This window comes from Alishewanella sp. HH-ZS (assembly GCF_001704375.1).
Lineage (GTDB): Bacteria > Pseudomonadota > Gammaproteobacteria > Enterobacterales > Alteromonadaceae > Alishewanella > Alishewanella aestuarii.
Genome location: NZ_LZEJ01000020.1, coordinates 1 through 19,683, shown reverse-complemented (window position 1 = coordinate 19,683; position 19,683 = coordinate 1). Strand labels below are relative to the sequence as shown.

At 51.1% G+C, this 19,683-nt stretch carries 23 protein-coding genes; 13 read left to right on the top strand and 10 right to left on the bottom strand.

Features of this window, described 5'->3' with window-relative positions; translation table 11 throughout:
- Positions 1-355: 355 nt before the first annotated feature.
- From A9165_RS09450 to A9165_RS09440, 3 genes are all read right to left on the bottom strand, one after another.
- Positions 356-658: a type II toxin-antitoxin system RelE/ParE family toxin gene (locus A9165_RS09450; RefSeq protein WP_065955689.1), complete on the bottom strand. Its 303-nt coding sequence runs from the start codon at positions 656-658 to the stop codon at positions 356-358.
- Positions 646-903, bottom strand: a complete 258-nt coding sequence (locus A9165_RS09445) for a type II toxin-antitoxin system Phd/YefM family antitoxin (RefSeq protein WP_065955688.1) — start codon at positions 901-903, stop codon at positions 646-648. The genes A9165_RS09450 and A9165_RS09445 overlap by 13 nt, the downstream gene beginning before the upstream one ends.
- A gap of 182 nt (positions 904-1,085) precedes the next feature.
- The gene (locus A9165_RS09440; protein WP_176714609.1) at positions 1,086-1,655 is read right to left on the bottom strand and encodes a hypothetical protein; all 570 of its coding nucleotides are present in this window, start codon (positions 1,653-1,655) and stop codon (positions 1,086-1,088) included.
- Between the two features lie 291 nt (positions 1,656-1,946).
- Between A9165_RS09440 and A9165_RS09435 the strand changes: the two genes are divergently transcribed.
- The 4 genes from A9165_RS09435 (at position 1,947) to A9165_RS09420 (ending at position 3,910) form a co-directional block, all read left to right on the top strand.
- Positions 1,947-2,219, top strand: coding sequence for a type II toxin-antitoxin system Phd/YefM family antitoxin (locus A9165_RS09435; protein WP_065955687.1), 273 nt, complete (start codon positions 1,947-1,949; stop codon positions 2,217-2,219).
- A complete protein-coding gene (locus A9165_RS09430; protein ID WP_065955686.1) occupies positions 2,200-2,472 on the top strand; it encodes a Txe/YoeB family addiction module toxin in 273 nt (90 codons plus the stop codon). The genes A9165_RS09435 and A9165_RS09430 overlap by 20 nt, the downstream gene beginning before the upstream one ends.
- 468 nt (positions 2,473-2,940) lie before the next feature.
- Positions 2,941-3,387, top strand: coding sequence for an SRPBCC domain-containing protein (locus tag A9165_RS09425; RefSeq protein WP_065955685.1), 447 nt, complete (start codon positions 2,941-2,943; stop codon positions 3,385-3,387).
- 106 nt (positions 3,388-3,493) lie between these two features.
- Positions 3,494-3,910, top strand: coding sequence for a GNAT family N-acetyltransferase (locus A9165_RS09420; RefSeq protein ID WP_369799956.1), 417 nt, complete (start codon positions 3,494-3,496; stop codon positions 3,908-3,910).
- On the opposite strand, the gene A9165_RS09415 is transcribed toward A9165_RS09420, so the two are convergent.
- On the bottom strand, positions 3,907-4,965 hold the full coding sequence (locus A9165_RS09415) for an LD-carboxypeptidase (RefSeq protein ID WP_255365687.1): 1,059 nt from the start codon (positions 4,963-4,965) through the stop codon (positions 3,907-3,909). The genes A9165_RS09420 and A9165_RS09415 overlap by 4 nt on opposite strands.
- Positions 4,966-5,116: 151 nt before the next feature.
- Entirely contained in the window at positions 5,117-6,337 is a 1,221-nt protein-coding gene (gene srmB, locus A9165_RS09410; protein WP_065955683.1) for an ATP-dependent RNA helicase SrmB, read from the bottom strand.
- A gap of 68 nt (positions 6,338-6,405) precedes the next feature.
- On the opposite strand from srmB, the gene A9165_RS09405 reads away from it, so the two are divergent.
- Positions 6,406-7,131 (top strand): tRNA1(Val) (adenine(37)-N6)-methyltransferase, encoded by a 726-nt coding sequence (locus tag A9165_RS09405; protein WP_065955682.1) that lies wholly within the window; start codon positions 6,406-6,408, stop codon positions 7,129-7,131.
- Here A9165_RS09405 and fldB read toward each other — a convergent pair.
- Positions 7,120-7,641: a flavodoxin FldB gene (fldB, locus tag A9165_RS09400; protein ID WP_065955681.1), complete on the bottom strand. Its 522-nt coding sequence runs from the start codon at positions 7,639-7,641 to the stop codon at positions 7,120-7,122. The two genes, A9165_RS09405 and fldB, sit on opposite strands and share 12 nt — an antisense overlap.
- A gap of 197 nt (positions 7,642-7,838) precedes the next feature.
- Here fldB and xerD point away from each other — a divergent pair, with 197 nt between their 5' ends.
- The 7 genes from xerD to A9165_RS09365 all read left to right on the top strand — a co-directional run bounded on the left by xerD (position 7,839) and on the right by A9165_RS09365 (position 15,511).
- Entirely contained in the window at positions 7,839-8,735 is an 897-nt protein-coding gene (gene xerD / locus A9165_RS09395) for a site-specific tyrosine recombinase XerD (protein WP_369799955.1), read from the top strand.
- A 16-nt stretch (positions 8,736-8,751) separates the two neighbouring features.
- Positions 8,752-9,483 carry a bifunctional protein-disulfide isomerase/oxidoreductase DsbC gene (gene dsbC / locus A9165_RS09390; protein WP_065955680.1) on the top strand — a complete coding sequence of 244 codons (732 nt, stop codon included), beginning with the start codon at positions 8,752-8,754 and terminating at the stop codon, positions 9,481-9,483.
- 3 nt (positions 9,484-9,486) lie between these two features.
- The gene (recJ, locus tag A9165_RS09385) at positions 9,487-11,220 is read left to right on the top strand and encodes a single-stranded-DNA-specific exonuclease RecJ (protein ID WP_065955679.1); all 1,734 of its coding nucleotides are present in this window, start codon (positions 9,487-9,489) and stop codon (positions 11,218-11,220) included.
- A gap of 113 nt (positions 11,221-11,333) precedes the next feature.
- Positions 11,334-12,432 (top strand): peptide chain release factor 2 gene (gene prfB / locus A9165_RS09380; RefSeq protein WP_176714608.1). Its coding sequence is split into 2 segments (ribosomal slippage): positions 11,334-11,408 and positions 11,410-12,432, totalling 1,098 coding nucleotides; the frame shifts between segments, so codons are not numbered across the junction.
- 27 nt (positions 12,433-12,459) lie between these two features.
- Positions 12,460-13,980 carry a lysine--tRNA ligase gene (gene lysS, locus A9165_RS09375; RefSeq protein ID WP_008608940.1) on the top strand — a complete coding sequence of 507 codons (1,521 nt, stop codon included), beginning with the start codon at positions 12,460-12,462 and terminating at the stop codon, positions 13,978-13,980.
- A gap of 176 nt (positions 13,981-14,156) precedes the next feature.
- Positions 14,157-14,540, top strand: a complete 384-nt coding sequence (locus tag A9165_RS09370; protein ID WP_040292143.1) for a PA2779 family protein — start codon at positions 14,157-14,159, stop codon at positions 14,538-14,540.
- Entirely contained in the window at positions 14,540-15,511 is a 972-nt protein-coding gene (locus tag A9165_RS09365; RefSeq protein WP_065955678.1) for a PA2778 family cysteine peptidase, read from the top strand. The genes A9165_RS09370 and A9165_RS09365 overlap by 1 nt, the downstream gene beginning before the upstream one ends.
- A 236-nt stretch (positions 15,512-15,747) precedes the next feature.
- Here A9165_RS09365 and A9165_RS09360 read toward each other — a convergent pair whose 3' ends face one another.
- On the bottom strand, positions 15,748-16,383 hold the full coding sequence (locus A9165_RS09360) for an NAD(P)H-dependent oxidoreductase (RefSeq protein WP_008608933.1): 636 nt from the start codon (positions 16,381-16,383) through the stop codon (positions 15,748-15,750).
- 303 nt (positions 16,384-16,686) lie between these two features.
- Positions 16,687-17,151, bottom strand: coding sequence for a CreA family protein (locus tag A9165_RS09355; protein ID WP_039925382.1), 465 nt, complete (start codon positions 17,149-17,151; stop codon positions 16,687-16,689).
- 283 nt (positions 17,152-17,434) lie between these two features.
- On the opposite strand from A9165_RS09355, the gene A9165_RS09350 reads away from it, so the two are divergent.
- A complete protein-coding gene (locus A9165_RS09350) occupies positions 17,435-18,364 on the top strand; it encodes a S41 family peptidase (protein ID WP_065955677.1) in 930 nt (309 codons plus the stop codon).
- A 142-nt stretch (positions 18,365-18,506) separates the two neighbouring features.
- Here the strand turns inward: A9165_RS09350 and A9165_RS09345 are convergent, their stop codons facing one another.
- Positions 18,507-18,821: a DNA-binding transcriptional regulator gene (locus A9165_RS09345; RefSeq protein WP_039925379.1), complete on the bottom strand. Its 315-nt coding sequence runs from the start codon at positions 18,819-18,821 to the stop codon at positions 18,507-18,509.
- Positions 18,808-19,140, bottom strand: coding sequence for a type II toxin-antitoxin system RelE/ParE family toxin (locus A9165_RS09340; RefSeq protein ID WP_039925378.1), 333 nt, complete (start codon positions 19,138-19,140; stop codon positions 18,808-18,810). The genes A9165_RS09345 and A9165_RS09340 overlap by 14 nt, the downstream gene beginning before the upstream one ends.
- Between the last annotated feature and the right edge of the window lie 543 nt (positions 19,141-19,683).

Sequence of the window (19,683 nt, the reverse complement as noted above, 5' to 3'; positions counted from 1 at the left end):
CCAGGACTCCGGTACGCTAGCCGTACCGGAGTCCATCCTGCGATAGTAATAACAGCACCAATCTCAACGCTACCCCGATCCGGGACTCCGGTATGCTCGCCGTACCGGAGTCCATTCTGCGATAGTAATAACAGCGCCAATCTCAACGCTACCGCAAACCTAGGACTCCGGTACGCTAGTCGTACCGGAGTCCATCCTGCGATAGTGATAGCAGCACCAATCTCAATGCAACCCCGATCTGGGACTCCGGTATGCTTGCCGTACCGGAGTCCATCCTGCGATATTGGGATTGGAGTGAAGTAGTGGCTAACTTGTGTGCGTCGCCGTGGCCTTAGGCCACGAATGACGCGGATTTTTAGCTGTGTTCCAGCATAAATGCACGAAGGTGTCGTTCCTCTCGCATGACAAAGAGCACAAAAACCCGCTGCTCATCCTCACGATAAAAAATGCGACAAGGTGGAACCACTACTTCCCTGTAAACCGAATCTGGGAGTTCAGGAGGAATTCGTCCGGATTTGGGGAAATTCGCCAAACGCTCTACCTTGTCGAAAACAGCCTTCACCAGGTGGCTTGCGGCAGCAGGATTGTCCAAAGCAATATACTCTGCAATGGCATCGAGTTCCTGGAGTGCTGGCTCTGTCCAGATTACTTCAGCCATTTACTCATTTTTTCTTTGGCCTCACTTTGGCTATACGTTCTTCCTTCAAGTACCGCACGCTCTCCCCGAGAAAGCCCCTCAAGCAGCTCAAGCCGCCGCTGCATAAATTCATAATCCTGCACATCAACAAGGTATGCAGATGGCTGACCATGCTCCGTAATCAATACAGGCTCTTTCGACAGTTGCAGCTCTGCCAGAATCTTGGTAGCTTGGCGCTTCAGATTCGTAACTAACTCAACTTTCATAATTTCAACCTGTCCTAAGTGCAAAGTGACACTATAGTATCATTTTTCGAGTGAGGCAATCCCGGCTAACGCCCAAATTTAGCGCGGAAAACCGCGCAGCAGGTTCACGTCGCAACCAGCGCTTTTTGCTAGCGATAAAATTCTATTGTTAGCTTTCTTAGTTAGAAGGACCACACCGCACGTTAATTTTTATCTGTTTTCATTTTTTCAGCTTTCAAGCCCGAATTCTGCGCCTTGATTTCACCAATAAAAATTGAATCATTTGCAATAGCCAGGTCTAGTGCTCGCTCAGATGCAATGAGCGCAGCAGGTAAGTTTTTGTTCAAACTGTAAGCCGTAGCTAAACTATCCCATAGTATTTCAGAGTCAGGAAAAGCCTCAGTACCTTTTGCTAAAATCTCAATTCCCCATGCTGGTTTGTCTTCATATGCAGCTTTTAGTCCATACACATTAAATTGGTGAACTGACAAAGGAAATTTATAGCCGAATTCCTTAGTTTTATTCTCATAGAATGTTGTCAGTGCTGACATAGGCATAACATCAGCCCCAGGTACCGCATTCCAACCGGAAAAAATAGCTCGTAACCCTTTTGCCAAGCCAATCAAAGGAGTGCTATCGTGAGTTTCATCAGGAAATCTTGCGTAACTGTGATAAAGCCCTGACTTTGAATGATGTTTTAAAGCTAATAGCATACGTTCAAAAGCTTCTGGCATTTCATTTGGCTCGCTCGCCATGCTAATAAACCATCTCATTGGTTTTGCTATGCTGGTGGTGTGATTCTTTTTGTAATCTGCGACTATCACTGCCTCGTCCCACCAAAGGCTGGGACTAATCGATATAACGGCGTTACAGCTCCAATATCCGCTTTTACGACTACAGTATCTTTCTGCTCCAGATCGCAGGTTGTGACTCCGGTACGGCAAGCATACCGGAGTCAGGCGCAGTAGCGGCAAAGCCGAAACGAAAAAGCTGTCGCTATCCTTGGTTTTGTTAAGGTTCTTGACATATACTTGTACGGTAACTCCGTACATCAAGGTGCCGTTATGGATACGATAAGCGTAAACAAATTTAGAGACAACATGAAAAGCGTTGTAGAAGAAGTGATTAACAGACACGAACCGCTCAAGGTAACAAGAAGGGCCGGAGATGCGTTCGTTGTGATTAGTGCCGATGACTGGGAGCGCGAGCAAGAAACGCTTTATATACTGCAGAACCAAAATCTGATGCAACAGATTGCTAGGTCCCTTGAAACTCACGACAGTGGTAAAGGCTATATTCCGACCGAAGAGCAAATGAATGAGATCACTGGTCTTTGAAGGCAACACTTGGGAAGCGTATGAAGCTATGCGCGAGAAAGATAAACAATTGCACAAGGCATTGTGCAAATTACTGAGGGAAATGCTGCGTTCAAACAATCCCGCTGCAGGTTTAGGAAAGCCAGAACCACTCAAGCATAATCTCTCCGGCCTCTGGTCAAAACGGTTATCTCAGAAAGATCGTTTGGTATATCGGTTCGACGAAAAAGCTATTTATATCTTCGCTATTGGTGGTCACTACGATCAGACCTAGCCTAACGGCAAGCATACCGGAGTCAGGCGCAGTAGCCAGGGCTGTTGCAAAGGCTTGGTGCCATATCCCTCTAAACCAAATCCATGTTCCATAGTGCGGCACCGGTAAAACGACGACATTGGTTTTCTGCTCCAGATCGCAGGTGTGACTCCGGTACGGCAAGCATACCGGAGTCAGGTGCAGTAGCGAGGGCTGTTGCAAAGGCTTGCTGCTATTTCACCCAAAGCAGATCCGCGTTCCACATAGCAGCAACAGCAAAACGACAACATTGGTTTTTTGCTCCAGATCGCAGATTGTGACTCCGGTACGGCAAGCATACCGGAGTCAGGCGCAGTAGCGGGGGGCGTAAGCCTACCGTTTCGCAGAGTACTCTGTGGTTGCGCCGTTAATCTTGCCCTTAGATTCCCATGCCGGTAGCGGTATGCTACTTTTACTGCTGACAATAATAACAATGGGAAGCTTTCGGCCATGCGTAACGTCAAAGTTATACAGCATAGTATTGTGATCCAGGCGCCGGTAGCGCAGCTTTGGCAACGGATGTTTGACCCGCAGCTTTATCGCGAGTGGATTGCGGCTTTCTGCGAAGGCTCTTACTATCAGGGGCACTGGCAGCAGGGTGAAACCATCCGCTTTCTGGATCCAAATGGCAATGGTATGGTGGCAAAGATTGTCGAGTACCGGCCGTTGGAGTTTATCTCGGTCAGCCATTTGGGTTTTGTTTATGCCGGCCAGGATGATTTGGATAGTGCCGAAGTAACAAGTTGGGCGCCAGCCTATGAAAACTTCTATTTTACCTCTCGCGGTGACAGTACCGAGTTGCGGGTTGAACAGGAAATTGCGCCAGTATACGAAGACTTTATGCAGCAAGCCTGGCCTAACGCCTTACAAAAACTAAAGACTCTAGCTGAACGTTAATCGCGCTGTAATCAACGATATGAATCAAACTAAGTTAATCCTGCTTAAGCAACAGCCTGAGCTGATCCCTGAGCTGGCGCATTGGCATTATCTGGAGTGAGGCGCGCTGTTTCCGGAAAAAACCGAAGCCGACTTTGCTGCCGATCTGGCCGCCAGTTTAAATGAACAGCAATTGCCGATCAGTTGGGTGGTGGTGTATGAACATCAGGTGGTAGGCACCGCCTCGCTGTTACTGCACGATATGCAAACCAATCGTGAGTTATCGCCCTGGCTGGCCAATATTTATCTGGCACCTTCGGTAAGAGGTAAAGGGCTTGGCAAATGGCTGGTGCAGCAAGTGATGACAGAAGCCCGGCAGCTGGGGCTGATGCAACTGTATTTATTTACCGAAGATCAGGCAGCGTTTTATCAACGCCTGGGCTGGCAGGTACTCAAGCAGGAGCTGTATCAGGGCAAGGCGGTGACCATTATGAGCTGGTGCTGTCAGGCAGTACCAGCTCAAGCTGAGGCCATCGCCGGTTAGCTTTGAAACACTGGCTCCAGCAGGCGGAAGGTACCGGCGTCGGCATCCATTTCTGCCATAGCGCCAACCGGCACAATAAACTGCTTTGGAATATGGCCAATCATGGCGCCGCGGTAAGCTGGAATACCAAGCGGTTTTATAAAGTCCGCAAAGATTTCATCTAAGGTTAAACTGCCCCAGCCGTTGCCCGGAGTACAGCGGTTACAGTCGCCAAAAATAAAGCCTTTAATTTTATCCAGCGCGCCCATTAGCTTTAAGGTGCTCATCATGCGGTCGATACGGTATGGCTGCTCTTCAATATCTTCGAGGAATAAAATCTTATCCTGAAAATCCGGCAGATAAGGCGTGCCAGCCAGTGCCGTTAATACCGTCAGATTGCCGCCAATCAGCTGGCCCTGTGCTTTGCCGCCGGTAATGACCCGGGTACGGTTTTCGCGTTGCACCAGCTCGCCTTTCAGATCCTGCTCGTTCTGGTATTGCATCAGCTCTTGGTTAAAGAACAGCCGCTCAAACTGATCGACATTAAAGGCATTCCAGCTGCCAATGCCATTCGGGCCATGAAAACTGACCAGACCGCACTGTGCCAGCAAGGCATTATGCAGGGCGGTGATATCGGAATAACCGAGCAATGGCTTAGGATTACGGCGGATCATCTGATAATCCAGCAGCGGTAAAATTCGGGCTGCGCCAGAGCCACCCCGGGCACAGATCACGGCTTTAACCTCCGGATCGGCGAACATCGCGTTCAGATCCGCGGCGCGGTCTTCATCTCTGCCGGCTAAATGGCCACGGCGTTCGTTATAAAAGCGGCCGCTTTTTACTTTAAAACCCAGGGCTTGCAGGGTTTCGCGCGCGATCACCAGATCTTCAAGATCCGCGACGGCAGCAGATGAGGCGATTAAGCCCACGGTATCGCCCCTGCGCAGCGGTTTTGGCAGAATGCGGCCAGTAGCTTGCGGCCTGGCCGTGGCTGCGCCAGCCGGTACAGCGCAGGCGGTAAGCGGAAGCAGGCTTAATGCCAGCGCACTGTGTTTTAGAAATTGTCGTTTGTCCATCAGCGGCACCATGCTTATTAGTAATAATTTATTCCTATTGGTAGCATAACTTTGGAATAAATGCAGCAGCTATGGCGGAAAATCAGGCGTTTTTTCGAAGGGAAGCCCGGCGCAGGGCGCGGCCGGGCTGCATAATGGCAAGTGACAAAGCTTACTTTTTGGCTTTCGGTGCCAGCTTTTTCGCGGCAACCCGGCCCGGTTTTTTCTTTTTCTTGGTGACCTTGGCTTCTTTATGTTTTGGTCGCAGCTCGTCGATAACCCGGCGCTTTAGCGGCTGCTCGGTATAACGCTCAACCTTGCCAACCACCGCCATATCATGGGCTTCGACCAGCGAAATCGCGGTACCTTTTTTACCAGCGCGGCCGGTGCGGCCAATGCGGTGCACATACACATCGGCGCTGCGCGGCATATCATAGTTAATCACATGGCTGATATCGTCGATATCCAGCCCGCGGGCGGCCACGTCGGTAGCTACCAAAATCCGTACCTGATTATTGGTAAAACGTGCCAGCGCCTGCAAGCGTTTATCCTGCGGCATTTCGCCCTGCAGCCAGCTGCATTTAATACCGGCAGTTTCCAGCTGACCAGTTAGCGTTGCCAGGCGCTCGCGGGTTTTGACAAACACAATGGCTTTATTCACGTCGGGCTGCTTCAGAATATGGGTGAGCAGCGCCAGCTTATGGTTGGCATCATCGGCCAGATGGCACCACTGCAAAATTTTGGCTTTTTCTTTGCGCGATGGGTTGGCTTCGACATGCTCCGGCTCTTTGAGTGCCTTTTCGGCAAAGCGCTCTAACGAAGCGCCTTCCAGCGTGGCAGAGAACAGGAATGTCTGGCGGCGACGGCGCGCTTCCAGCACAATACGGTTCATCTCACCGATAAAGCCCATATCCAGCATGCGGTCAGCTTCATCGAGGATCAGCAGTTCTACTTCATCGGCCTGAAAGCTCTCGGCATCCAGATATTCAATTAAGCGGCCCGGGGTGGCAACCAGAATATCGTTGTTCTTTTCCAGCGTATCTTTATGGCTGCCGTAATTGATACCGCCGGTGATCAAACCGACATTGAGCGTGGTGAACTGGCTGAATTGTTTAAAGGTATCGTAAACCTGATACGCCAGCTCGCGGGTTGGTGTCATCACCAGTACCCGGGCAAAGCCCGGATCGCGGCGCGGGAAATCCAGCAGATACTGAATCGCCGGTAACACAAAAGCCAGGGTTTTGCCGGTACCGGTGGGGGCACTGGCTAACAGATCACGGCCTTCCAGCGCCGGCGGGATCGCCAGTTGCTGTATTTGGGTAGGCTGATCAAAACCGGCACTTTCCAGCGCCTGATTTAAGGCGTCATCCAGTTGGAACTCGGCAAAACTCATGTTATTTCCTTAAGCTGTTATATTGTGACATTAGCGGCTGGCGCGTTACACTCCGCGCCGGAGGGCTTATGTCAGCAGGTTTTCAGTGTAAACAATTTTATATCGGCCATCAGCACTGCGCGATGAAAGTCGGCACCGATGCGCTGTTATTGGGCGCCTGGGCAACTTTGCCCACCGCGTTACAGACGACACCCGCCATGCTGGATATTGGCTGTGGCAGTGGCATTTTAAGTTTAATGCTGGCACAGCGCACCGGGGGCCAAATTCCGATCACGGCAGTGGAGCTGGATGCCCGCGCTGCTACCCAGGCTGCCGCTAATGTGGCATTAAGCCCGTGGCCTGACGCTATTCGCGTGATAAAGGGCGATATTCTAACCTATAGCACCGCCGAGCGTTATGCTTTAATTATTTCTAACCCGCCTTTTTTTCAGCATGCGCTGCCAAGTCAGGATGCCACGCGGCAACAGGCCAGGCATACCGATAGCTTGCCCTTTGCGGCGTTGTTAAAGAAAGCGGCGCAATGTTTGGCGCCTGGCGGAGAGTTTTGTTTAATTTTACCGGCCAGCAGTCAGGCGGCTTTTGCGCAAGCTGCGCTAGAGCAAGGTTGGCAGTGTCGGGCTCGCTGCGCTGTACAAAGCAAGGCCGGCAAGCCGGTGAGTCGCTATTTACAAAGCTGGGTTAAAGCTGACACTGAACTTGACACTGAGATCAGTCAGCTGCTGATCCATGATAGCAGCGGCGGCTATTCTGCAGCGTACCGGCAACTGCTGCAGGCATTTTACCTAAACTTCTGAATCGGCAATTTCCAGCAATAACTGCTCTACCCACTGCGCCAGCCGCGCATCGGTTTGCTCGTATTGGTTTTCGTCATCCAGCGCCAAGCCATAAAACCACTCGCCATCCGGTGTGACCGCTTTTGAGGCGATAAAGTCGTAGCCTTGGTTTGGCCAAAAGCCAACCCGTTTTACCTGTTGTTTGGCGATTTCATGATGCAGCATACCGAGCGCATCCTGAAACCATTCGGCATAGCCCAGCTGATCGCCCATGCCATACAGCGCGATGGTTTTACCGCTCAGATCCACCTGATTAATCTCGGGCCAGTGCGCTTCCCAGTCTTCCTGAATTTCACCAAAGTCCCAGGTCGACAAGCCGAGGATCAGGATGTCATAGTCGGCCATCGCAGTTAACGGCGTATCTTTTAAGTTATGCAGCGCCACATATTCCGGGCCAATCAGCGCCTGGATTTTTTCTGCCACCATTTCGGTGTAACAGGTGGTTGAGCCGTAAAACAAGCCAATCTTCATCTGGCGGACCTTTTTTATCGAGAGTGTTATGACAAGCTAAAAACGGGCGGCAGTTTAGCATAATATGTGCCTTGCGCCCATCAGCAAGCTGGGGTAGCTGCCGCTCGCTGGCAGATCAGAACCCTTGTTCCCTAAGGGGGGCCTCCGTTACACTAGCGGCACTGAATTTAAAAAGACGTGCCATGCCAACACCACCGCTGTCCGCCGAAAATCTGCACCTGATCCAACAGTTTCAGGAACAACTGGAACTGGAGCAGGCCGCCAGCGTGCATACGCTAAGTGCTTATGGCACGGATCTGAAACATTTCGCCCGTTTTTGCCAGCAACAGGGGCAACCGCATCTTACGGCAGTGAGCAGTGATCTGATTAACCGCTATCTGGCGAAACGCTATGACGAGGGTTTTAACCCGCGCAGCACTTCGCGGCTACTAAGCAGCCTGCGCCGTTTTTATCGTTATCTGGTGCAACAACAGCAGCTTGCGCAAGACCCAACCACTGAGCTGATTAACCCGAAAATTGGTAGCAGCTTACCGAAAACGCTGTCGGAGCAGGATGTTGAAGCCCTGCTGGCCGCGCCGGATATCAGTGAACTGATCCAGTTTCGCGATAAAGCCATGTTGGAGCTGTTATATGCCACTGGCATCCGGGTAACCGAGCTGGTGACACTATCGATGCAACAACTGTATTTGCAGCAGGGCATAGTGCGGGTGCTCGGCAAAGGGCGCAAAGAGCGCTTAGTGCCCATGGGCGAAGAAGCGCAGTACTGGCTTAGCCGCTATTTAAAAGAAGCACGGCCGGCGCTGCAAAGTCAGCTTAGTGATGTGGTGTTTCCCAGTAGCCGGCAACAGCTGATGACACGGCAAACCTTCTGGCATCGGATTAAGTTTTATGCGAAAGTAGCCGGTATCCGGGCTACCTTGTCGCCCCATACGGTTCGGCATGCCTTTGCCACGCATTTGCTGAATCACGGTGCGGATTTACGGGTGGTGCAGATGTTGCTGGGGCACAGTGATCTCTCTACCACACAAATTTACACCCATGTCGCGCAGGCGCGCTTACAGCAATTGCATCAACAACATCATCCGCGCGGTTAGCGGAGTGGGAAGCATTATGAAAAAGTCAGTTAAAACCCTGTTATCGGTACTTGTTGCCGCCATGCTGCCACTAACGGCGGTTGCCAATGAGAAAATCAGCCAGGCGTTATCAGAAGTTGGCCTAAATGTGCAGGAAGTCAAAGCGTCGCCGATGCCGGGGGTTGCTCAGGTGCTGACCGATCAGGGGCTGTTTTTTATGTCAGAAGATGGCCGCTATCTGATTGCCGGTAATGTGCTGGATCTGCAGCAATGGCAAACGGTGCGTGGGCAGCGGGTACCGACTAACCTGAAAGATCAGCTGATGGCACCGCTAATCCAGCAAAAACTGCTGGAGCAAAAAGATCAGGTTATTGAATATAAGGCACCAAAAGAGAAGTATGTGGTGCATGTGTTTACCGATCCAAGCTGTGGCTATTGCCGCAAGCTACATCAGGAAATGAAAGACTACCATAATGCCGGCATTACGGTGCGCTACCTGGCCTATCCGCGGGCCGGTGTCGGCTCCGAAACCGGCTTGCAAATGCAACATGTCTGGTGCGCGAAGAATAAAAACGCTGCCATGGACAATGCAAAAGCCGATAAGGCCGTTGCCAAAGCCATGTGTCAGAACCCGGTGGCCAGCCAGTATGCGCTGGGCCAGTTCTTTGGCATTAATGGTACCCCGGCGATGATCCTGCCGGATGGCAATATTATCCCTGGCTATATGCCAGCCGCAGCCTTACTGCAACAGCTAAGTAGCGGAGGCTAAGCTTTGCAGCTAAAACAGATCAGCCGCCGGCCATTACCGGCGCAAGCTGAAAGTGCACTGGATCCGGCACTGCACCCGGTATTACACCGTTTGTATCTGAGCCGTGGCGTCAGCTGTGCCAGTGAGCTACAACGTCAGGCTTCAGCGTTATTGCCTTTTACGCAACTAAAAGATATCGACCGCGCCAGCGCCCTACTGGTGCAGGCGCTGACCAGCCAGCAACGTATTGTGATTGTTGGCGACTTCGACGCCGATGGCGCCACCAGCACTGCTGTGCTGATGAGTGGCTTAAAAGCCTTTGGCTTTAAGTATCTGGAATATCTGGTACCGAACCGCTTTGAATACGGCTACGGCTTAACGCCGGAGCTGGCCGAAATTGTCGTAGCGCAGGGCGCTGAGCTGATTATTACCGTTGATAACGGCATTTCCGCTATCGAAGGCGTGGCACTGGCAAAACGTGCCGGTGTCAAAGTACTGGTTACTGACCATCACTTACCGGGCAATACGCTGCCGGATGCCGATGCTATCGTTAACCCGAATCAGCCCGGCTGTAACTTCCCAAGTAAGGCGCTGGCCGGTGTTGGTGTGGCGTTTTATTTATTGCTTGCATTACGTGCGACCTTACGTGACCAGGGTTATTTTGCTGCACAGGGGCTAACCGAGCCTAATGTGGCGGAATTGCTCGACCTGGTAGCACTGGGTACCGTCGCCGATGTGGTGCCGCTGGATGCCAATAACCGCATCCTGGTACATCAGGGCTTAATGCGCATTCGCGCCGGTAAATGCCGGCCCGGTATTCAGGCGCTGATTGATGTCGCCAATCGGGATGCGGCCAAACTGACTGCCAGTGATTTTGGCTTTGCACTGGGGCCGCGACTGAATGCCGCGGGCCGTTTGGATGATATGTCGCTTGGCATCAGTTGTTTACTGGCGCCAAACTTAGGTTTAGCGCGCCAGTATGCCGCCGAGCTGGATAACCTGAACGCCGAGCGGCGCAGTATCGAGCAAAGTATGCAGCAGGAAGCGCAGGCACTGCTGAGCCAGCTCTCCTTTGATGGCAGCAATTTACCGGAAACCCTGTGTTTATACCGGCACGACTGGCATCAGGGCGTAATTGGTATTCTGGCCGGCCGTATTAAAGAGCAATTTCACCGGCCAACCATCGCTTTTGCCGAGGGGGATAACGGCGAGTTAAAAGGCTCGGCGCGTTCAATTACTGGCTTACATATCCGTGATGTGCTGGAAGAGATGGCAACCCAGTATCCGGGGCTGATTAAAAAATTTGGCGGCCATGCGATGGCAGCTGGTTTAACGATTAGCGCAGACAAGCTCGATACCTTTGCGCTGGTATTTAACCTGACGGCAAAAAAATACCTGACAGCGGAGCAACTGACCGCCATGGTGTTAACCGACGGCGAGCTGGAGGCGGAGTGTTTTGAGCTCAGTTTTGCCCAGCTGCTGCAAAATGCCGGGCCCTGGGGCCAGGCCTTTCCGGAGCCGGTGTTTGATGGCGAGTTTCAGGTTCTAAGCCAGAAAATGCTGGCCGATCGGCATTTAAAAATGCTGCTTAAAGGCCCCGGCGGCAAGCTGGTTGATGCGATCTGGTTTAATGCCGATAACAAAGCCTGGCCCAATGTGAATATTCAGCGGGTGCGGCTGGCCTATCAGCTGGATATTAACGAATATCGCGAACAACAAAGTTTGCAGTTGATCGTGCGGTATATGGAAGGCCTGTAAGCAAACCTCAACAAGCCCTGGTTGAAGATTGCTGTTAAAAACTGCCCGTAGCGGCAGTTTTTTTGTTATAATCCGCGCCAATTTTTTTATCGTCCTACAGGTCGGTTTATCCCATGTTTGAAGTGAATCCGGTATATAACAGCATCAAAGATGTTACTGAACGCACCAATGTGCTTCGGGGGTATCTTTGACTACGATGGCAAAAAAGAACGCTTAGAAGAAGTCTCGCGCGAGTTAGAAGACGCCGCTATCTGGAATACTCCTGACAAAGCCCAGGCGCTGGGTAAAGAGCGCTCGGCGCTGGAGCAGGTGGTGGGTACTATCGACAAGCTGGACCAGGGCCTGGAAGATGTGCAGGGCTTGCTGGAACTGGCGATCGAAGCCGAAGACGAAGCGACCTTTGAAGAAGCCAAAGCTGAGCTGGCCGATCTGGAGAAACAACTGGCGCTGCTGGAATTCCGCCGCATGTTCTCTGGCAAACATGATCAGAACGACTGTTATCTGGATATTCAGGCTGGCTCCGGCGGTACCGAAGCCCAAGACTGGGCCAGCATGCTGATGCGGATGTATCTGCGTTGGGGTGAAGATAAAGGCTTTAAACCCGAGCTATACGAAGTGACCGATGGTGACGTTGCGGGCATTAAAGGCTGTACCATTAAATTTACCGGCGAATACGCCTACGGTTGGCTACGCACCGAAACCGGCGTACACCGCCTGGTACGTAAGAGCCCGTTTGACTCCGGTAACCGCCGCCATACGTCTTTTGCCTCGGTATTTGTGTCGCCGGAAATCGATGACGATATCGAAATCGAAATTAACCCGGCAGACTTACGTATTGATACCTACCGCGCTTCAGGTGCCGGTGGTCAGCACGTTAACCGGACCGATTCAGCGGTGCGGATCACCCACTTACCAACCAACATCGTAGTGCAGTGTCAAAATGACCGCTCGCAACATAAAAACCGCGACAATGCCTATAAGCAACTGCGCGCCAAGCTGTACGAGTTTGAGCGGCAAAAGCAAAATGCCGAAAAGCAGGCGCTGGAAGATACCAAGTCGGATATCGGTTGGGGCAGCCAGATCCGCTCTTATGTACTGGACGACTCGCGCATTAAAGACTTGCGTACCGGGGTAGAAACCCGCAATACCCAGTCGGTGCTGGATGGCGATCTGGACAAATTTATCGAAGCCAGCTTAAAAGCCGGTTTGTAATTTTTTAACTCACTCAGGAATCAACAAATGTCTGAACAGCATAACCAACATGAAGAAATTCAGGATGTTAACAAACTGATTGCTGAGCGAAAACATAAGCTGGCGGCGATTCGCGAGCAGGGCATTGCCTTTCCGAATGATTTTCGCCGGGCGCATATCTCTGATGAAATTCATGCCAAGTACGATGCGTTAAGCAAAGAAGAGCTGGAAGCCAACAAGGTAGAAGTGAGCCTGGGTGGCCGGATGATGACCCGCCGTATTATGGGTAAAGCCAGCTTCTGTACGCTGCAGGATATGGGCGGCAAGTTTCAGGTGTATGTGGCGCGCGACAGCCTGCCGGAAGGCCTGTATAACGACCAGTTTAAAAAATGGGACCTGGGCGATATCCTTGGCGTAAAGGGTTACTTATTTAAAACCCAAACCGGTGAGCTGACGGTATGGGCGACGGAAATCCGCTTATTAACCAAAGCACTGCGCCCACTGCCAGACAAATTCCACGGTTTAACTGATAACGAAGCGCGTTACCGCCAGCGTTATCTGGATCTGATCTCAAACGAGCAATCTCGCAAAACCTTTTTGGTACGCAGCAAAACTGTGGCCTATATCCGCCGTTTCTTTAACGAGCATGGCTTTTTAGAAGTCGAAACGCCAATGCTGCAAGCCATTCCGGGCGGTGCCTCGGCACGGCCGTTTGAAACCCACCATAATGCGCTGGATATGCAAATGTTCCTGCGTATTGCCCCTGAGCTGTATTTAAAGCGGCTGGTGGTTGGCGGTTTTGAGAAGGTATTTGAGTTAAACCGTAACTTCCGTAACGAAGGCGTGTCGACCCGGCATAACCCGGAATTCACTATGCTGGAATTCTACTGGGCCTATGCCGACTATAACGACTTAATGGATTTAACTGAAAAGTTATTCCGTGGCTTAGCGCTGGACGTACTGGGCAGCACTGAAGTGCCGTATCAGGGCGAGGTGTTTGACTTTGGTAAGCCGTTTGCGCGGATGTCGGTGACAGAGTCGATCCTGCATTACAACCCGTCAATTACCAAAGAGCAGTTGGCGACCCGTGAGTCGGTGGCTGAGCTGGCGAAATCGCTGGGCATTGAAGTAAAAGCCAACTATGGCCATGGTCGTATTTTAATGGAAGTGTTTGACGAGCTGGTAGAAACCAAGCTGCGCCATCCGACCTTTATTACCGAGTACCCGGCTGAGGTATCCCCGCTGGCGCGGCGTAACGACGATAACCCGGAGATCACCGACCGCTTTGAATTCTTTATCGGTGGCCGTGAGCTGGGTAACGGCTTTAGCGAGCTGAACGATGCCGAAGATCAGGCCGAGCGTTTCCGCGAGCAGGTCGCGCAAAAAGACGCTGGTGATGATGAAGCCATGTTCTACGATGAAGACTTTGTTACCGCGCTGGAGCACGGTTTACCGCCAACAGCAGGTCAGGGTATCGGTATCGACCGCTTAGTGATGTTGCTGGCCGACGCGGCCTCGATCCGCGATGTGATCCTGTTCCCACATATGCGTTTGCATCACGATAAGTAAGCCTTAGGCGCCCAGGCGCGCTATCCGGTCTTCGGCACAGTGGCTGTCGAAGACCGTTCTCCTTCCTTGCAGCTTAGTTTTAATTAGTCTAATCTCAGTCAGTTAGCGTTCAGCAGCTTAGTGTAATGTTAGTTTTTGCTGTTGCAGATTCTGTTATTAACTACAAGGATATCGAAATGCAAAATAAGCTAATTACAGCGGCGTTACTCGCCAGCAGCCTGACGTTGGGTTTGGGTCAGGTATCGGCAGGTGTGGTCAGCTCTGAGCAAATGCTTGCCAGCCAGCAACACCACTACAACAAGCAGCAGGTATTGTCGTTTTTGGATACGGCCGAAGTGCAGCAAAAACTGGTGCAGCTGGGTGTTAGCCAGCAAGACGCAGAGCAACGTATCGCCAATATGACCGATGCGGAGTTGGCAGCGCTGAATAGCCAGTTACATGAAATGCCGGCGGGTGGTGTCGTGGGTACTATCGTCACCGTGCTGGTGGTTGTGGCGGTGTTGGATCTTATGGGTCTGACCGACGTTTATCCCTTTATCCGTCCTATCCGCTCCAGGTAATGTCGGCACAAATCGCAGCGGCCAGCCTAAAGGCTGGCTTCTTGCTATTACTGCTGCTGTTATCAGGGTGTCAAAGCCCACCGCAAAGCCGGCAACTGCTGGCTGAGCCACCGGCTATCAGCCGTCAGGCCTTGCTGAGCGCAGTGCCCTTTTATCCACAGCAAGACTATTTTTGTGGCCCAACCACGCTCTCAGAAGTGGCTGCCTATTATGGGGTAGAGCACAACGCCGATAGTATTGCCAGTCTTACCTTTACGCCAGAGCTGCAGGGCAGCCTGCAAATTGAAATGGCCGCTGCCAGCCGCCAACTGGGCTTTGTCGCTTATGAACAGCGTGGCAGTTTAAGCCTGTTACTGCAGCTAATTGACGAGAAAATCCCGGTAATTGTGCTGCAAAACAATGGTCTTAGCTGGTTGCCGCAATGGCACTACGCAGTCGTCATTGGCTATGATTTGGATCGGCGCGAGATGATTTTGCATAGCGGTGTCACCGCCGAATACCGGCTTCCGCTGACTACCTTTGAGCGCACCTGGCAAAGAGCTAACTATTGGCTACTGGCGATGTTGCCGCCCGGGCGCACCAGTGCGCTGCTCGACCCCTTTCTTTATACCCGAGCCTGTCAGGATCTATTGCAAACCCGGCAAACTGCAGCTGGTGTAACAGCGCTAATCAGCGCCACCCAGCAGTGGCCGGATTACTGGCTACCGTATTTTTTACTCGGTAATCATTTTTTAGCACTAGCACCGGCCGAGGCTGCGACCTGGTTTGCTCAGGGTCTGCCGCTGGCCAAACAGCAACCAGCCTATTTAAATAATTATGCTTTGGTATTGAGCGAGCTGGGCTGCAAAGCGCAGGCGCTGGAACTGATTCAAACTGCGCGGCAGCTGGCGCCTGACGATGCCAATATTATAGATAGTGAGCAACAAATTACCGCTCAGGCGACAACAGCGAGCTGTAGTGTGACTCACTAGCTACCACATCATCGCGGTCAATTGTCATCAGCCGCTACCAAACTGGCCTGGCAACGCCCCCTGGATTGGTTTGCCCGCTATCTAAAAACCTAGCCCAGCACCACGACTCCGGTACGCTAGCCGTACCGGAGTCGCTGCTGCGATAGTGAGAAGAACACTGAGCTTAAGACTACACCGCACCACGACTCCGGTATGCTTGCCGTACCGGAGTCGGTCCTGCGATAGTGATAGATAAATTAACGGTAGGAAACAAACTCGTCTTTAGCGCGTCGCACCTTTTTCAGGTTAACCAGCCAGTCACCCTCGGCGGCGCGATAACCCAGCGGTAATAACAGCACCGATTTTAAACCTGAGGCTGCCAAGCCAAGGATCTGGTCCACTTTTTCCGGTTCAAAGCCTTCCATCGGTGTCGCATCGACTTGCTGCTCTGCCGCAGCAAGCAGCGCTGAACCCAGGCCAATATAAGCCTGACGGGCAGCATGCTCAAAATTTTGCTCTGCCGGACGCTGCGGATAGTACGCCAGCAGTTTCTGCCGGTAGGCTTCCCAGCCTTCGTTTTTAAAGCCACGCTGCTCATTAACCAGATCAAACATCATATTGATCCGTTCAGCGGTATAGTTATCCCAGGCGGCAAATACCAACAAATGCGAGCAATCGGTTACCTGTGACTGATCCCAGGCCACCGCACGGATTTGCTGCTTGATTGCCGGATCCGTTATAACTAACACCTGATAGGGCTGCAGGCCGCTGGAGCTTGCGCTAAGGCGAATCGCCTCCAGGATAATCTCCAGTTTATCTGCCGGCACTTGCTCGGCAGCATTCATTTTCTTAGTGGCATAGCGCCAGTTTAATAACTCAACAATATTTGACATGGTATCTCCGTGATAGCTTACGCAGTTTGGCTGAAATTGGTACAGCAGCAATCGCTTTCAAGGTGAGCGCCAAAAGATTTTTGCCGCCAATATCAGCACAACTCCGCTACGCTTGCTATAACAGAGTCGGGTCAAAACACCAAACGCAAGGCTACACCGCATCACGACTCCGGTATGCTTGCCGTACCGGAGTCGATCCTGCGATAGTGAGAAAAACACCAAACGCAAGGCTACACCGCATCACGACTCCGGTATGCTTGTCGTACCGGAGTCGGTGCTGCGATAGTGACAGGAACACCAAACCTAAGGGGCAACACCCGAAGCGGTATAAGCCTCTGTCCCCCACAGTGGTACCGTTGACAGGCCATGCTTAAAGCTGCCCGAGGTTTCCTTGGTTGAGTAAGACAGATACATCAGGGTTTGATTCTGCGCATCGTAGATGCGGCGGATTTTCATACTTTTAAAAAATACGCTTTTCGATTTAGTGAACAGCACTTCACCGTTTTTGCTTTTATCGATTTTAGCAATCATCTCAGCGGTAATGGGGCCGGTTTGCCGGCAAGAGATGGCGCTGTCAGAGGGATCTGAAAAATCCAGATTAGCCTCAATACTGGATACGTGGCAGGTTACGCCGCTGACGATAGGATCAGTAAAGGCATCCAGTTTGATATCTTTGGTAGTAAAGAGCCCCAACGACACATCTCCTACTTCATTTCTATTGCAGCCGGTAAGTGTTAGTAGCAATAAAACGCAACCTAGTATCCGCATTCCAGACTCCTTAGTGTGCTTTGCTGGCCGCTGCCAGCCCAGTGGTTAGTGGCAATAATAGCGCAATTGGTGGTTTTGCAGCAGACCGCAGTTTAAAGCAGGTAAAAAACTACTGAATTTGCTTTGGATAGCGTGTCTGGACGCGTCGTTTAAATTTAACAACGCATTAAATAAAGACGAGGGACCTTTTATGGTTTAACTTATCAGTTTTTAATTAAATACTGATTTTGAGACAACAGTGCGACTGCTATTGGTTTGTTGTTATTTGTTCACTTCACTTACAATGGCCGCTGTTGAGCGGGGTTCAAGCCTTGACGTTACCCTGCAATTGGCAAAGCAGCATGGCTACTATGCTGATCGGGTCGACTGGCCACAGATTGAAACTAAAGCTAAGCTGCTATTAACAAGTCGGGGAGAGCCGGCGGCGATCCGCTTTGTCCTTGAAGCGTTGGGTGACAGACATTCCAGCTATATACCGCCAACAGGTGAAACTGCGGATACCGTAAAAAATTCGAACCAGAAATCAGAGAAGCTATTGTCTGAGACCAGGACGCCCGTCGCTGGCATTCCAGTCATCCGGATCCTCGCCTGGTCGGGCACTTCGCAGCAGGCTATGGCGGTAACCCGGTCACTGAGGGAGCAATTAAACAGTGTATTATCGGTACCGCGTTGCGGCATTATTCTGGATTTTTCAAATAATCGAGGCGGTAATATGTGGCCGACCCTCGTTGGTCTGAGCCCGCTGTTAACGGAGGGCTTACTGGGCTCCTTTAAGAGCGCACAAGATGAAGCCCGGTTAATTGAAAAGTGGCAGAACAAGATTTTCTACCGTGGTGAAAGTCATAACCTTAACAGTGCGATAACGGAGCAACCGACGTATCCAGCTCGGCGCATCGCCATCATTGTGGGGCCTTTTAGTGCCAGTTCGGGTGAGATTGTTCCTATTCTGTTACAAGGTCAGCAGAATGTGCGGGTATTTGGTCAGCCCACTGCTGGTGTGGCCACAGCAAATACGTCCTTTTCTTTGCCGAACGGCGGTTCGGTCAATATTACTACAGCACTTACCGTCGATAGGCATGGGGAGATAGTTGAGACTCGCCTTATGCCAGACGAGGAAACCTTAAGGCCATTGGAAACTGCAGCAAATTGGGTGATGCGGCAATGCCAGAGTGGGGGAGCGCTTAATACACATCTGCCTTTTGGGGGGGAGTGAGGCTTGGTATAGGCTTGGTCGTACAGAGAGTCGCGATTTTTTTGGTATGTGCCAATTGCAGACATTTCACTACGTTGGCATAAAGGTCAGCTTTTAGTTATCAGCAGGAGCCCAAGCCCGTAGTAGCGACAACAGCCGTTTGTTATAGCTCGGCTATGTATGACAGCGTTTCAGGATGACGCTGTACTAACTTTAAAAGGGTAACAGCTTGACCATTTGGCACACTACGACCTTGTTCCCAGTTTTCTAATGTGCGTGAAGACGTATGAAGTAACCTTGCGAAGACGCCACGGGACATATTAAACTGCTCTCGAATGCTCACGATTTCATCTGGTGAGATATTCAATTCACCCGTATCATTCACATGATGTGTTTTTAGGGTCAGCTTACCTTCTGAATGCTGTTTAGCCTCAACAAGAGCTGAGCTTAACTCTGCAAATAAATCACGAGTGCTCATTGCGCCACGCCTCCATAAAAGCCATTAATTGTTTTCTTTGAATTGCATTTAAATCGGACATTTCATTTTTGCCGTAAATGGTTAGCAAATAGAAACGCCTTTTTTCATCGAGAAAGTAATAGATAATCCGTGAACCACCACGTTTTCCTTTACCTTTGCTGGCAACTCGAATTTTGCGTAAACCGCCAGTACCTTGAATCACATCACCCAAGTGTGGGTTTAACATTAATTCAGCTTGAAAGAGCCTGTACTCATCATCACTGAGGTATTCATCTCGGTGCTTTTCAAAAATTGTTGATTCGACAAATACACTTTTCATAGAGAAAGTGTACGCAAATAACGTACAGATGACAAGAATTAGTTCTACTTTATCCCGGCAATAGCATCTAAATCAGGATTAGAAAAAACCAGAAATATGTCCAGTTATGCTGTATAACGCAGACTTCCGTATGTAAATTCTGTTGCGGGGGCAATTTCCGCTCCAAACTCAAAGCGGCGTTTCTCCGCCACAAGCTAGGCTCCACATCAACGAAAAGTGCCAACTCTACTATCGCAGGTTGCGACTCCGGTACGGCAAGCATACCGGAGTCGAGATCAGGCTCAATCTGCGCGGCTTGATTTATTGCTCAACGCCCGTCATTTCCTGCTACAGACCTGGCACGATATCAACTAAAGATGCATATCCCACTAACGCAGATGGCGACTCCGGTACGGCAAGCATACCGGAGTCGAAGTCAGGCTAAATCTTCGAGGGCTTGGTTTATTGCTCAGAGCCCGTCATTTTCTGCAGCAAACCTGGCATGGCATATACTAAAGGTGCTTATCCCGATATCGCCGATGGCTGTTCGGCGACAATTAGGAT